This window comes from Microbacterium schleiferi (assembly GCF_038150145.1).
GTDB classification, from domain to species: domain Bacteria; phylum Actinomycetota; class Actinomycetes; order Actinomycetales; family Microbacteriaceae; genus Microbacterium; species Microbacterium schleiferi_B.
Genome location: NZ_JBBWSA010000011.1, coordinates 1 through 13,984, shown reverse-complemented (window position 1 = coordinate 13,984; position 13,984 = coordinate 1). Strand labels below are relative to the sequence as shown.

The 13,984-nt window shown below is 67.4% G+C and carries 15 protein-coding genes; 8 read left to right on the top strand and 7 right to left on the bottom strand.

All coding sequences use genetic code 11. From position 1 onward, the window contains the following. The first annotated feature begins 3 nt into the window (after positions 1-3). The 7 genes from AADH62_RS12420 to add all read left to right on the top strand — a co-directional run bounded on the left by AADH62_RS12420 (position 4) and on the right by add (position 6,376). Complete coding sequence (locus AADH62_RS12420) at positions 4-1,086, top strand: ABC transporter substrate-binding protein (protein WP_341579742.1); 1,083 nt, start codon at positions 4-6, stop codon at positions 1,084-1,086. A gap of 98 nt (positions 1,087-1,184) precedes the next feature. Next, entirely contained in the window at positions 1,185-1,967 is a 783-nt protein-coding gene (locus AADH62_RS12415) for an ABC transporter ATP-binding protein (RefSeq protein ID WP_292729345.1), read from the top strand. Next, positions 1,957-2,790, top strand: coding sequence for an ABC transporter permease (locus tag AADH62_RS12410; RefSeq protein WP_292729342.1), 834 nt, complete (start codon positions 1,957-1,959; stop codon positions 2,788-2,790). The genes AADH62_RS12415 and AADH62_RS12410 overlap by 11 nt, the downstream gene beginning before the upstream one ends. Before the next feature lie 2 nt (positions 2,791-2,792). Further along, positions 2,793-3,674 carry an ABC transporter permease gene (locus AADH62_RS12405; RefSeq protein WP_341579741.1) on the top strand — a complete coding sequence of 294 codons (882 nt, stop codon included), beginning with the start codon at positions 2,793-2,795 and terminating at the stop codon, positions 3,672-3,674. 7 nt (positions 3,675-3,681) lie between these two features. After that, positions 3,682-4,716 (top strand): adenosine deaminase, encoded by a 1,035-nt coding sequence (locus AADH62_RS12400; RefSeq protein WP_341579740.1) that lies wholly within the window; start codon positions 3,682-3,684, stop codon positions 4,714-4,716. Continuing rightward, on the top strand, positions 4,713-5,330 hold the full coding sequence (locus AADH62_RS12395) for an XRE family transcriptional regulator (protein ID WP_341579739.1): 618 nt from the start codon (positions 4,713-4,715) through the stop codon (positions 5,328-5,330). The genes AADH62_RS12400 and AADH62_RS12395 overlap by 4 nt, the downstream gene beginning before the upstream one ends. Continuing rightward, positions 5,327-6,376, top strand: a complete 1,050-nt coding sequence (add, locus tag AADH62_RS12390; RefSeq protein ID WP_341579738.1) for an adenosine deaminase — start codon at positions 5,327-5,329, stop codon at positions 6,374-6,376. Before AADH62_RS12395 ends, add begins: the two co-directional genes overlap by 4 nt. Positions 6,377-6,565: 189 nt before the next feature. On the opposite strand, the gene AADH62_RS12385 is transcribed toward add, so the two are convergent. Then, positions 6,566-7,198, bottom strand: a complete 633-nt coding sequence (locus AADH62_RS12385) for a LysE family translocator (RefSeq protein WP_341579737.1) — start codon at positions 7,196-7,198, stop codon at positions 6,566-6,568. 75 nt (positions 7,199-7,273) lie between these two features. Between AADH62_RS12385 and AADH62_RS12380 the strand changes: the two genes are divergently transcribed. Further along, complete coding sequence (locus tag AADH62_RS12380; protein WP_341579736.1) at positions 7,274-7,618, top strand: TfoX/Sxy family protein; 345 nt, start codon at positions 7,274-7,276, stop codon at positions 7,616-7,618. Between the two features lie 89 nt (positions 7,619-7,707). Here the strand turns inward: AADH62_RS12380 and AADH62_RS12375 are convergent, their stop codons facing one another. The 6 genes from AADH62_RS12375 to AADH62_RS12350 all read right to left on the bottom strand — a co-directional run. After that, positions 7,708-9,273 carry a GMC family oxidoreductase gene (locus AADH62_RS12375; RefSeq protein ID WP_341579734.1) on the bottom strand — a complete coding sequence of 522 codons (1,566 nt, stop codon included), beginning with the start codon at positions 9,271-9,273 and terminating at the stop codon, positions 7,708-7,710. 15 nt (positions 9,274-9,288) lie between these two features. Then, complete coding sequence (locus tag AADH62_RS12370) at positions 9,289-9,906, bottom strand: thiamine pyrophosphate-dependent enzyme (protein ID WP_341579733.1); 618 nt, start codon at positions 9,904-9,906, stop codon at positions 9,289-9,291. Next, a complete protein-coding gene (locus AADH62_RS12365; RefSeq protein WP_341579732.1) occupies positions 9,903-10,403 on the bottom strand; it encodes a thiamine pyrophosphate-binding protein in 501 nt (166 codons plus the stop codon). The genes AADH62_RS12370 and AADH62_RS12365 overlap by 4 nt, the downstream gene beginning before the upstream one ends. A gap of 220 nt (positions 10,404-10,623) precedes the next feature. Continuing rightward, complete coding sequence (locus AADH62_RS12360) at positions 10,624-12,066, bottom strand: NtaA/DmoA family FMN-dependent monooxygenase (protein WP_341579731.1); 1,443 nt, start codon at positions 12,064-12,066, stop codon at positions 10,624-10,626. Next, positions 12,063-13,565 (bottom strand): aldehyde dehydrogenase family protein, encoded by a 1,503-nt coding sequence (locus AADH62_RS12355; RefSeq protein WP_341579730.1) that lies wholly within the window; start codon positions 13,563-13,565, stop codon positions 12,063-12,065. The genes AADH62_RS12360 and AADH62_RS12355 overlap by 4 nt, the downstream gene beginning before the upstream one ends. 84 nt (positions 13,566-13,649) lie before the next feature. Then, positions 13,650-13,984: type II toxin-antitoxin system death-on-curing family toxin (locus AADH62_RS12350; protein ID WP_341579729.1), on the bottom strand; the 335-nt coding region annotated here is incomplete at its 5' end.

Sequence of the window (13,984 nt, the reverse complement as noted above, 5' to 3'; positions counted from 1 at the left end):
AACATGACATCTCTTTCCTCCCGAATCGTGCGCCGGTCCGCCATGGCCGTCGCAGCCGTCGCCGTGTCGGCGCTTGCACTGAGCGCCTGCGCCAGCGGTGGCGAGTCCACCCCGTCTGAGTCCACCGGCGGCGACGCTGCAGAGGGCTTCGGCACGCTTGCGGTTCAGCTCAGCTGGATCAAGAACGAAGAGTTCGCCGGCGACTTCTTCGCCCTCGAGAACGGCTACTACGAAGAGGCCGGCTTCGACGAGGTCACCCTCACGCCTGGCCCCTCGACCGGTGCCGCCGAGCTCATCTCGGGCACGGCTGATGTCGCGTTCTCCGACGCCGTCTCGATCGGCTCGGTTGTCGCAGCCGAAGGTGCGCCGCTGAAGATCATCGGCTCGGTATACCAGAAGAACCCCTTCACGATCCTCTCGCTCGCTGACGGTGGCAACATCACGACGCCCGAAGACCTCAAGGGCAAGAAGATCGGTGTTCAGGACTCCAACACCGCGCTGTTCAAGGCTCTGCTTGCCGCCAACGGCATCGACGAGTCCGAGCTCGAGATCGTGCCCGTGCAGTACGACCCGGCGCCGCTGACCAACGGTGAGGTCGACGGCTTCATGGCCTACCTGACCAACGAGTCGATCACGGTCGCCGCGGCTGGCTTCGACGTCGCCAACCTGCCCTTCGCTGACAACGGTCTGCCGTTCGTCGCCGAAACCATCACCACGACCGACGACATGATCGCGAACGATCGCGAGAAGCTGAAGGCGTACCTGGTCGCCGAGATCAAGGGCTGGGCCGACGCGGTCAACGACCCCGCAGAGGGCGCTCGCCTGGCCTACGAGGTCTACGGAGCCGACCTCGACCTGAACCCGGAGAACTCCACCGCCGGTTCGATCGCACAGTCCGAAGAGCTCGTCGTCTCGCCTGACACCGAAGAGTTCGGCCTCTTCTGGATCACCCCGGAGCTGCAGGAAGCGACCCTCGCCAGCCTCGCAGGCGCCGGCATCGAGCTCGAGGCAGCCGACCTGTTCGACCTGTCGCTGCTCGAAGAGGTCTACGCCGAGAACCCCGACCTGATCGCCTACGCGGGCTGATCAGAAACACGCAAGGAGAATCCATCGTGACCGAACCCACCGCATCCGGTTCAGTACTCACGACGGGCTCTGCCGAGACCGGTGCCCAGGGCGAGTCCCTGGGCACCGGCCTGCAGATCTCCGGACTGAACAAGGTCTTCACCACCGGAAGAAAGACCGTCACGGCGCTGCAAGACGCCAACCTTCACACTGAGCAGGGAACCTTCCTCTCCCTCCTCGGACCATCAGGATGCGGAAAGTCGACGATCCTGCGCATCCTCGCCGGTCTCGAACAGCCCACCAGCGGCACAACCCGCGTGGATGGGAAGAGCCCGAAGGAACTGCGCAAAGAGAACAAGCTCGGCATCGCCTTCCAGGATTCGGCGCTGCTGCCTTGGCGCAGCGTGCTCTCGAACATCCGGCTCCCCTTCGAGATCGCGGGAGCCTCGGTCGACAAGGCTTACGTCGACGAGATGATCGCCCTGGTCGGCCTCAAGGGCTTCGAGAAGGCCAAGCCGGCGCAACTGTCGGGTGGCATGCGCCAGCGCGTGTCGATCGCGCGGTCGCTGATCATGAAGCCCGAGGTCCTGCTCTTCGACGAGCCCTTCGGTGCCCTCGATGACATGACCCGGCAGAAGCTCAACCTCGAGCTGCTGCGCATCTGGACCGAGAAGCCTGCGACCACGCTCCTCGTGACCCACGGTATCTCGGAGGCCATCTTCCTCTCCGACCAGGTTGCGGTCATGAGCCCGCGGCCCGGTCGGGTCAAGGAGGTCATGACCATCGACCTTCCCCGTCCCCGCACGCCCGAGATGATGCGCACCCCTGAGTTCCACGCGTATGTCGACCAGGCATCCGAGTTGCTGTTCGGTGCCGGAGGAGCAGCGGCGGATGACCACTGAGAACCCCACGCGCGGGCGCGCGATCGAGTGGGAGGACTTCCGTCTTCCCCCGTGGCTGATCGGGGTCATCGGTGGCATCGGCATCATCCTGCTGTGGTGGATACTGGCAGCCACCGTGTTCTCCAACGTCGGGCCCTCCGGTGCCAGCGCGATTCCCACGCCGTTCCAGGTCATCCAGGTCATGATCGAGACAGGCCCGCAGTACTACCTCAACAACTTCGCCGTCACCCTCGCCGAGGCCGGCGTCGGCTACCTGTGGGGCAACGGACTCGCCCTGCTGCTGTCGGCGTTCGTGCTCCTCGTGCCGCGGCTCGAGGGTGTCGCGATGCAGCTCGCGATCCTCACGTACTGCATCCCGATCGTTGCGATCGGCATGCTCGCGGTCATCGTCATCACCCCTCCCAAGGTCGGTGAGCCCAGTGGCACGGCCATCCTTCTCGCTGCGCTGTCGGTGTTCTTCACGACGGTTGTCGGCGCGCTTCTGGGCCTGAAGTCAGCAGACAAGTCGAGCCTTGACCTGGTCACGGTGTACGGCGGATCGAAGCTCACCCAACTCGTGAAAGTGCGGCTGATCGCGGCGCTCCCGGCCACGCTGAGCGCCCTGCAGATCGCGGTGCCCGCCGCGTTCCTCGGTGCGGTGCTCGGTGAATTCTTCGGCAAGATCGAGGTCGGCGTGGGTCTCGCGATGATCCTCGCCCAGCAGGCCTCGAACGGACCGCAGGTGTGGGCGCTGGCGCTTCTGAGCGGCGGCGTCGCGCTTCTCGGGTTCGCGCTCGTCGGGTGGATCGCCAAGGCGATCGCCCCCTGGTCGAAGGGACGTTGACGATGGCGCAGATCACACTCACCGGGGCTACCGACGTACAGGCCGAAGCAGCAAAGCTCAACGCCAAGCTGCGCGCCCAGTCGACCCGCGCCGTTCTGCGTGCGCTTGGCTGGTCGACTCTCACCTTCGTCCTGACAATCGTTGCCGTTCTGGTGATCTGGGTCGGGCTGCTCTGGGCGCTCCAGCTCTCCCCCCTGATCGCCAAGGGCCCGGTCGACGTCTGGAACTACCTCTTCACCGTTCCGGCAGCCGAAGCCAACCGGACGATGCTCATGGGCAACCTCGCGGTCACCCTCGGAGATGCCGCGATCGGGTTCGTGGCTGGTCTCGTCGTCGCTCTCGTCGCGGCGATCGCGTTCGAACTCAACAAGGGCATCGAGCACGCTCTGATGCCGGTCGCGATGCTGCTGCGATCGGTGCCGCTGATCGCGATGGCACCGGTCATCATCCTGATCTTCGGCCGTGACTTCTGGACGGTGGCCGTCATCGGTGGCATCGTCGTGCTCTTCCCGGCTCTCGTGAACATCTCGTTCGGTCTCAAGTCCGCGCCGCCGATGATGAACGACCTCGTCGATGTCTACGGCGGGGGTGCGTTCACGAAGCTGCGCAAGGTCGCCTTCCCCTCCTCGCTTCCCGCCTTCTTCGCTGCAGTGCGCATCTCGGTACCCGGTGCCATCACCGGGGCGCTGCTTGCCGAATGGCTCGCAGTCGGCGGCGGTATCGGCGGATCGATCGGCGGATTCATCCCGCAGGCGCAGTTCGCGGCACTCTGGGCATCCGTCGTGGCGGTCACCGCCGCATCGCTCGTGCTCTACAACCTCATCCAGATCGTCGAGGATGTCGTGCTGGCACGCATGGCGATGCACCCGCAGAAGGGCATCTGAGCGGACCATGGCACAACCCGAGCTGGCGAGCTTTGCCCGCGGGCTTCCGAAGGCCGAGCTGCACCTTCACCTCGAGGGGACGCTCGAGCCGGACATGATGTTCGCGCTTGCGCAGCGCAACGGTCTGACCCTGCCCTACAGCGATGTCGCAGCCGTGAAAGCTGCGTACGACTTCACCGATCTGACGAGCTTTCTCGCGGTGTACTACCCCGCGATGGCGGTGCTGCAGACTGCCGACGACTTCCATGACCTCGCCTGGGCGTACCTGCTGAAAGCGAAGGAGCAGGGCGTCGTGCACGCCGAGCTGTTCTTCGATCCGCAGGCTCACACCGGGCGGGGAGTTCCCTTCGGGACAGTGATCGGCGGCTATCGGCGCGCGATCGTGCGGGCTCAAGCAGAGCTCGGCATCTCGGCGGAGTTGATCTTGTGCTTCCTGCGTGACCTCTCGGCAGAACACGCGATGTCGACACTGCTGGAGGCCCTGCCCTACCGGCACTGGATCATCGGGGTAGGCCTTGACTCCGATGAGCGCGACAATCCTCCGGCGAAGTTCGCGGCAGTGTTCGAGCGGGCTCGCGCCGAAGGGTTCCTGGTCACGATGCACTGCGACATCGACCAGCCCGGGTCTATCGAGCACATCCGTCAGGCGCTGGAGTTCGGCGTCGATCGCATCGACCATGGCACCAACATCGTCGAAGACCCCGCGCTGGTCGCGACAGTGCTCGAGCGCGGCATCGGGCTCACCTGCTGCCCCGTATCGAACTCCTTCGTCACCGAGCAGATGAAATCCGACGAGATCGTCTCGCTGCTGCGCGCCGGGGTCCGGGTGACGATCAACTCCGACGACCCCGCCTACTTCGGCGGTTACGTCGGCGACAACTATGTCGCGCTTGCCGAGCAGGCAGGGCTTTCGGCATCCGACCTCGTGCAGCTTGCGCGCAACTCGTTCCACGCTTCGTGGCTCACTCCCGCGCGCCGATCCGCCTACCTCGCGCTGGTCGACGAGTATGCGAGCGCGGCCGGAGTACGCTCAGCGGCATGAGCATGCCCGACGGTCTCGACGAGCGTGCAGCAGGCGCTCGTCTGGGAAGCCACATCCGGATGCTGCGCAAGACCCGCGGTCTGACCCTTGTGCAACTGGCCGAGCGTACCGAGCTGTCGCATCCGTTCCTCAGCCAGCTCGAGCGCGGGCTCGCGCAGCCGAGCCTGGGGTCGCTTCGGCGAATCGCCATTGCGCTGGAGACCAGCCCGATCGAGCTCATCGCTGCAGCCGACGCGCCAGACGAGTCGGGGCCGTTCGTCGAGGTGAGCCGGCCCGGCGAAGGGGAAATCCCCGAGGGCTTCGCGTCCGGGACGGCCAGGATGCTGGCGCAACGGGCGCGCACGTTCCATCCCATGGAGGTCGTCTCCGACAGCCTCGAGCCGGGCGAACGATTCGTCCACGCTGAGGACGAGTTCCTCTATGTGATCGAAGGCCAGGTGCGCATCGAGCTCGGTGACCAGACGTGCGATCTCGAGCCGGGGGCATCGGTCTACTACACCGGCGGCACCACCCACCGGTGGTGGTCGGCGGACGGGCAGCCCTACCGGCTGCTCGTCGTGAAACAGGTTCCGGGGCGCGCCGCGCCTCGCACGTCCGGAGAGGGGCCTGTGTGATCTCGTACGCCGACTACCTGCGCTTGTTGCCGAAGACCGAGTTGCACTGCCACTTCGCGTCGACGATGAGCGCCGAGCTGTTCATCGAGCTCGCGGCAAAGCACGGTGTCGAGCTGCCGACGACGGACCCCGACACGCTGTTCGACTTCGCCGATCTGGTGGACTTCCTCGTTGCATTCCGCTTCGCGCATGATGTGCTGCGTGACCCCGAAGACTTCGAGCGTGTCGCCTACGACGGGGTTGCGTCTGCCGTCGCCGACGGAAATCTGCGCTACCGCGAGTACTACGTGAACCCGCAGTACTTCGCCGAACGAGGGCTGTCATACGCCGAGGTGATCGACCCGATCATTGCGGGGCTGGCGCGCGCCGAGAAGGACTTCGGTGTCGGCTTCCGGATTGTCGTGGCGATCAATCGGCGCGCTGACGCGGCATCCGCCCTCGACCTTGTGCACGAGATGATCGCACACCCCCGGCCCGAGGTCGTGGGTCTCGGACAGGACGATCTCACGCCCGAGAACACGGAGGATCCGGGCCGGTTCGTCGAGGCGTACGCGCTGGCTCGCGAGCACGGATTCTTGCTGACAGCCCACGTCGGCGAGACCGACCACGCGACCCCGGATGCCGTCCGTATCGCCATCGAGGAGCTGGGCTGCGACCGCCTCGACCACGGCTATCGCATCGTTGACGACCCCGCGATCGTCGCGCTCGCCCGGGAACGGGGCATCGGCTTCGCTGCAACGCCGCTGTCGACGACGATCTGCTCGGGCTGGACGATCGATGAGAGCCACCGCATCCGTCGCATGATCGATGCCGGGCTCGCGGTGAACGTCTCGACCGACGATGCGATGTTCTTTCGCACCGATATCGGACGCGAGTACACCGAGGGTCTGCGCCTCATGGGCGTGACCCCCAATGAGGCCAAGCAGATCGCGCTCAACGGCATCGACGCCGCGTTTTGCGACGAGGCTCAGAAGGCGCGGTTACGCGCAGAGTTCCGCGGCGCCTTCGCCGCGCTGGATGCCGTGCTGGACACGGCTACCGCGTAGCATCCGTCGCCCTGCGAACCCGCGCCTTCATTTCGGTCGCGCCGTATTGCGGGTGGCTGGCGTGTCGAGTGACATGAAGGCGCGACTGAACGCGGATGGTGCTTCGTTTCGGTCGCGTCTTGTTGTGGGTGGCTGGCCTGCTGGGTGACGTGAAGGCGCGACTGAACGCGGATGCCGATCCCGTCGCGGTCAGGACTTGGACCCGGTGAGCGCGAGTGCGCCGCCGAGCCCGATCATCATGACGCCGCCCGTCGCGGAGAGCGTCGAGATTCGCCGGGGTGAGCGAGCGAACCATGCGCGCGCAGTTCCGGCTGCGAGTGCCCAGATGCTGTCGCATGCCAGCGCCAGCGCCTCGAAGACGAGTCCGAGCAGCAGGAGCTGCATCCATACCGGGCCTGCGGCGGGGTCGACGAACTGCGGGAGCACTGCGACGAAGAACGCGATCGTCTTCGGGTTGGTGAGCCCCACGATGAAGCCCTCGGCCAGGAGCGTGCGGGTGCGGGCGGGCCGCTGCTGGATGCCGGGAATGTGGGCATGGCGGTGGCGGATCGCCTGGACGCCGAGGTACACGAGGTAGAGCGCGCCGACGATCTTGATGACCGTGAAGGCGACGACCGACGACGCGACGATCGCGCCCACGCCGAATGCGACGGCGATGATCGCGGGGATCGTGCCGAGCGCATTGCCGACGACGCTGAGCACGCCCGCACGGCGGCCGAGCGCAATGGCGCGGCCGATGACGAACAGCACGCTCGGACCGGGGATCACGATGATCACCAACGACGTCAGCATGAACGTCAGCAGGTTCTCGATCGGGATCATGGTCGAACGTTATCGCGTCTGAGTTTCGGGGAGAGTACGCTCGCGCCAAGACGGTGCGAGGCCGAAGGGGGCGGGATGTCGGCATCCGACGAGCGGGAGCAGTTGGCGGCGCGGATCCGAGGGATCGTCACGGATGACGACGTCCGCGAGATGCGGATGTTCGGCGGCATCGGATTCATGGTTCGCGAAGCCCTCGCTATCGTCGCGGAGGGCGGCGGGAGTGCGATGGTGCGGACAGACCCGAGACTGCGCGCCGATCGCCTGGCGCGCGGTGCAGTCCCCGTCGTGATGGGGAACGGGCGCACCATGGGGGATGCCTGGCTGCGGATTCCTGCCGAGCAGGTGGCCGACGACGCCGAACTCGCGGACTGGGTTGCCATCGGCATCCACGCGGGGGATGTCTTGCGCGGCGAGGCGTAGCCCGAGGCCGCTTCGGTCGGATGCTTCGGGTCCCGTCGGATGCATGTGGGACTGGAATCCGACAGAGGCCGCTTTCTCCGACGCAGGGTTCAGCCGGCGGCGATGAGTTCGGCGGCGCGCTCGGCGATCGCGACGGTCGGTGCCTGCGTGTTCGCGGTCGGGATGATCGGCATGACCGAGGCATCCGCGACCCACAGCCCCTCGAGCCCTCGCACCCGCAGCCCCGGGTCGACCACGGCGAGCTCGTCAGTGCCGATGCGCGCGGTGCCGACGCCGTGGAAGAAGCTCCCGACGTTCTCGCGCACGAACTGCACGCGCTCGGCGCGGTCAGTCATCGACGGCGGAGGCGTCAGCGGTTCCGGATGCAGGTCGGCATACGCGGGACCCGCGACGAGCTCTTGCGCGACATCCATCGCCTCGACCATCGCGACGAGATCCTTCGGGTCGGCGAGGTAATTCGGCTGGAACTCCGGCTGCACCGTCGGATCGGCCGAGCGCACCCGCATCCACCCGACCGAACGTGACCCGTAGAGCCCGGGAACGAGCGCGAACAAGCGATCGCCGGCGAGGTCGTAGCGCGCGTGCAGGGCCTCGTCGCCGCGCGAGCCATGCGCGATGACCGTGTGCAGGTCGGGGCCGCGCTCGGCGTAGGAGCTGCGCCAATTGAGCATCGTTCCGCCGCCGTTGCCGATGACCGGTCCGAGCCCCTCGCGGGCGCGGAAGTTCACGCCGAGCACGAGCGGATGGTCTTGGAAGTTCTCGCCCACACCGGGCAGGGCGTGCCGGGGACGGATGCCGACACCCGCCAACCGGTCGGGATCACCGATCCCCGACAGCTGCAGCAGGCGCGGGGTGTCCATGGCGCCGGCGGCCAGCACGATGCGGTCCGCGGTTGTGGCTACTTCACGTCCGCCGATGAGGTGCGTGACGCCGGTCGCGCGGGAGCCGGCGAGTTCGATCCGGTGCACGGGACTGTCGACGAGGACGTCGAGGTTCGGCCGCGCCAGCGCGGGTTCGAGGTAGGCGCGGGCGGTGCTCCAGCGCTCGAACGATCCGTCGGGGCCCTCGACGGCGTTGTAGTCGGCGAACACGGCGCCTTCGTTCGAGGGGCCGTTGGCGTCATCCAGCACGGGAAGTCCGCGGGCGGCCGCGGCATCCAGCAGTGCCGTCGCGATCGGATGCACGCGCGACAGCGGCGCGACCCGCACCGGTCCGTCCAGGCCGCGGTAGGCGGGGTCGCCGCCGGGCCGGGCCTCGGAGCGGCGGAAGTAGGGGAGCAGGTCGTCGTAGCCCCAGCCGGTGGCGCCGGCATCCGCCCACGCGTCGTAGTCGGCGCGGGCGCCGCGGTACCAGAGCATCGCGTTGGTCGACGAGCTGCCGCCGAGCACGCGCCCCCGGGGCATTGCGATCGAGCGCCCCAGCACGTGCGGGGTCGGGGCCGACCGGTAGCCGTAGTCGAGACGGCCGCCGATGAGGGAGTCCCAGTGCGCGGCATCCAGGATCTCGCGGAGCCCGCGGTGGTCGGGACCCGCCTCGATCAGCAGCACCCGCGCGTCGGGATTCTCGCTGAGCCGCGCAGCCAGCACGCAGCCGGCCGCGCCGGCCCCGACCACCACGTAGTCATAGTGCGCCTCGGGCGCCTGCACCACCGTCATCCGTCGCGCTCCGGGTCAGTTGTGCTCGCTGGGGCCCATGATCGTGATGCCCTCGATCTTCTCGACGTGGCGCACGAAGATGTACTTGTCTTCGCGGCCGTCCGAGTGCTTGCGCTTGATGCCGGGCTGCAGGATGCCGTCGGTCTTGGCCACGACGATGTAGGGCTCGGTCGCGGCGAGGCCTGCGGCGCAGTGCTCGTCGAACTCCTCGAGCGTGTGCGCCGTGAACGCCTTCTCGACCCCGGCGCCGCGGGCGATCGCGGCGAGGTCGACGCGTCCCTTTGCGGTGTGGGTCGCCGGTCCGCCGATCGACTGGTACTGCTCGTTGTCCCACACGACGATGAACAGGTTCTCGGGTTGTTCGTTGCCGAGGGTCGCGAGGATGCCGAGGTTGAACAGCAGTCCGCCATCCGTGTCGAGCGAGACGATCTGGCGGTGGGGCAGGCCGACGGCCAGGCCGAAGGCTTCACCGCTGACGCATCCGAGCTGCTGCTGGAACAGGCTCGCCTCGCGCATGTGCGGGGCGGCGTTGTACCACTCGTCCACGGCGCCGCCGAGGGACAGGATGACGAGAGCGTCGTCGGTGAGGCGCTTGCCGAGAAGCTCCATGGCCTCGAATCTGCTGTAGCTCATCGGACGAGCCCCCCTCCCAGGACGATGGCGGCGTGGTAGTACGACGAATAGGCCGTTTCGTAGGCATCCACGACCGCCTGCTCGATCTCGTCGACGTCGCGCACGATGCGGTACGGGGTGCGGAGGGCTCCCAGCAGCGGCTCCATCGTGATGCCGTGCGGGATCGCCCACCAGTTGTTCTCGCCCAACTCGCCCCGGTAGCTCATGATCATGACGACCGGGATGCCGGCGCCGAGGCCCAGGCGAGCGAGGTGCTCGGTCGCGGCGCGCAGTCCCGAGTTCTCCATGACGAGCACGGCGCGCTTGCCCGAGAGGAACACGCCGCCGGCGATCGCGGCGCCCTCGCCCTCGTTGGTCACGGGGATCGTACGGATGTCGGGATCGGCATCCAGCGCGGGGTACAGCTCTTTGAGCAGGGAGTCGGGCAGGTAGGTCGCGACGCTTACGCCGGCTCGCTTGAGGCCGCGGATCACCGCCTCGACGGCGTCGGCTTTCATACGTGGAGTCCTTTGTGGTGGGGGTGGCGTCTGGGTGGGGTGGTGCGTCTGCGGTTCCCCTTCATTTGCCGCAACACGCCGTGCGCCGGTGGGGTACGGGACGATTTGCGGCAAATGAAGGTGGGTTGTCTGGTTTGGGGCCTCTGTCGTTCCCCTTCACGTGCCGCAACACGCCGTGCGCCGGTGGGTGCGCCGACGACTTGCGGCAAACGAACGCGGGTCATGTCGCGGCGCTCGATAGTTGGGCCCCGACGGATGCCTCGGCTGGCGCATCCGCGGCTGACGCATCCGCAGCGCTCGCGGTGAGGCGGTGCGCGCGGTGGGTCGGGGCGAGGCGCGGAGATCCGCTGACGCGCTCGCGCAGGGTCGCGCCCGAGGGACGCCCCGCACGGCCGCGTTCGACGAGGATCGGCAGCACGAGCTCGATGAACGCCTCGTACGACCCGGGTCCGCCGAAGGTCGGCTCGAGCATGAGCCCGTCGAGCCCCGATCCGTCGACGGTCGCGATGATCTCGTCGGCAACCTGCTCGGGTGAGCCGGTGATCTGGAACCCGCGGATCGCCCGGGTGCGGAACTGGTTGAGCACCGCCCGCACGCGGATGTCGGGATCCGTGCGCGCGTAGCGGTTGATGAGGGTCTGCCCGAGATCGGTGTGCAGGTCGGCGACGCGTGTGTCGGGGTCGATCCCGGTGAGGTCGATCCCGGTGATGCCGGCGAACATCACCGCGGCGTCATCCAGCCCCAGCACCTGCTCGTACTGTGCGCGCAGGGTCCAGGCCTCGGCTTCGGTCGGGGCCACCGTGACGGTCATGCCGCTGATGACCTTGACGTCTTCGGGACGTCGCCCCTGGCGCACTGCCTGCTCGCGGATATCGGCGACATGCGCTGCCGCGGTGGCGATCGACTGCCCCTGGATGAAGACTGCCTCAGCGTTGCGGGCGGCATACGCGCGCCCGCGATCGCTCGTGCCGGCCTGGAAAAGCACGGGCGTGCGCTGCGGCGTCGGCGGCACCGCGAAGATCCCCGCCGCCCGCTGGTACGTCCCGTCGACCTCCACGCGGTGCAGCATGCCCGGATCGGCATAGACCCCGCGCGCGCGGTCTCGGACCTCGGCATCCTCGTCCCACGAGTGCTCCCAGAACCGCAGGCACGTGTCGAGGAACTCGTCGGCTGCGTCGTACCGCTCGTCGTGCGAGAGTCTCTGCGTCACGCCGAACAGCTCGTCGGTGGTGGCCTGAGACGACCCGGTCACGACGTTCCAGCCGATGCGTCCGCCGGTGAGCCGGTCGAGGGTCGCGAACCGCCGCGCGGTGCCGTAGGGCTTCTCGACCGTGGTCGGCGAGGTCACGACGAACGCCAGGTCGCGGGTCGCGTGGGCCAGCGCCGGGATCGTGAGCATCGGGTCGAGTGCCGGGAACTGGATGCCGTGAGCGGCGACCTCGTCAGGCATCCGTCCGTCGAGGGTGGCGTAGCCGTAGGTGTCGGCGAAGAACAGGAAGTCGAAGCCCGCCTCGTCGAGGGTGCGGGAGAGGCTGAGCCAGTAGTCGAGCTTGTCCCAGTCGTCGCCGCGGCCGCGCGGGTCGGTCCATGTCGGCATCCCGTTGTTGGGGTTCATCATCTCGAACGCGCCGAGCAATATGCGCCCGGAGGAATGAGCGGTCACAGCACCATCACCACCGTCTTGGTCTCCAGATAGTTCTCGAGGCCCTGCGGGCCGTTCTCGTATCCCCAGCCCGATTCCTTGTGGCCGCCCTTGGGGAGTTCGGGCCCGAGGAAGGAGTGGCAGTTGACCCACACGGTGCCGGCTTCGAGCTGCGCGGCGATGCGGTGGCCGTTGCTGAGGCCTTCGGTCCAGACGCTCGCGGCCAGCCCGTACGGGGAGTCGTTGGCCCACCCGACCACCTCGTCGAGGTCGTCGAACGGGGTGACGACCGCGACGGGTCCGAAGATCTCTTCGCGCATGAGGCGCATCTGCGGCGTCACGTCGGTGAGCACGGTCGGCGTATAGAAGGTGTCGCCCTCACGGATGCCGCCGCTCACGACCCGCGCACCTTCAGCCCGGCCCTCGTCGACGTAGCCGGCAACCCGGTCGGCCTGCGCCTTGCTGACGAGGGGTCCGAGGTCTGTGCCTTCGGCGAGACCGTGCCCGAGGTTGAGGCCGGTGCCGAAGTCGGCCATCCCGGCGATGACGTCGTCGTAGACATTCCGGTGCGCGTAGATGCGGGCGCTGGCGACGCACACCTGGCCGCCGTTGTCGAAGATGCCGCGCGAGACGCCTTCGATCGCGGCGGGCAGGTCGGCGTCGGGCATGATGATCGACGGCGACTTGCCGCCGAGTTCCAGGGTGAGGCGGGCCAGGCGCGTGCCGGCCGACTGCACGAGGCGTTTGCCGACGGCGGTGGAGCCGGTGAAGGCGATCTTGTCGACATCCGGATGCTCCGCCAAAGCCTGCCCGGCCTCGTGACCGTATCCGGTGACGATGTTCAGCACCCCTTCGGGTAGGCCCGCCTCGAGCATGAGCTGGCCGAGGTAGATCGCGGTGAGGGGGGTGTTCTCGGCGGGTTTGAGCACGATCGTGCAGCCGGCGGCGAGGGCCGGGGCGAGCTTCATGGCCGTCATGATGAGCGGCGAGTTCCACGGCACGATCGCGCCGACGACGCCGACCGGTTCGCGGCGCGTGTAGGCGAAGACCTCTTTGCCGGGAGGGGTGCGCGACAGCGACGTGGGGATCGTGTCGCCGAGGATCTTCGTCGGCCAGCCCGCGTAGTAGCGGAACTGGTTGATCGCCGCCGGAACCTCACCGAACCGCGACGTGCGCAGCGACTTGCCCTGGTCGAGCGTCTCGAGCTGCGCGAGGTCGTCGAGGTGCTCGGTCATGAGGTCGGCGATGCGCCACAACAGCGCGCCGCGGTCGGCGGGCCGCATGTCGCGCCAAGCCGAGGAGCGCAGCGCGCCCTTCGCGGCGCGGACCGCCTTGTCGACATCCGGCGCCGTGGCACGGGCAACCTCGGCGAGGGCGGAGCCGGTGGCTGGGTCGATCGTGGTGAAGGTCGCGCCATCGGATGCCGGGAGCCAGTGGCCGTCGATCAGCAGCTCCGTGCGCCCCGACGCCAGAAACTCCTGCACGCGCGGGCGCAGGGTGAACTCGTCAGTGTTCGTCACACCGCGATGCTAGGAGGCAATCATTGATTGCTCATGGCTATCACGTTTCGAGGGTGTTTCGGGTGGTGTCTCCGCAGTGCGCTGCTAGTAGTGGCCGAAATCCTCGAGGTCCTGCCAAAGCTGCAGCCGTTCCCAAGCGCGGCGACTAAACGAATAGCGATCGAGCCAATCAGCTACCTGCTCGAGCGTCCGCTCCTTAGCTGCTACCGCGAGGAGGAAACTCTCCGCTTCATCCACTGTTGGTCCATCGAACACGAAGTTGTTCTCTTCGATGAAGACTGTCGCGCATAGGAACGACGTTCTCTTGTTGCCATCCCAGAAGAACTGAGACGTGGCAAACCCATGGAGGTAGGCGGCGGCCTTGTCAACAAGTCGAGGAAAAAGCTCATTGCCGTCCCAGCTAGTGATGGGTCGCGAAC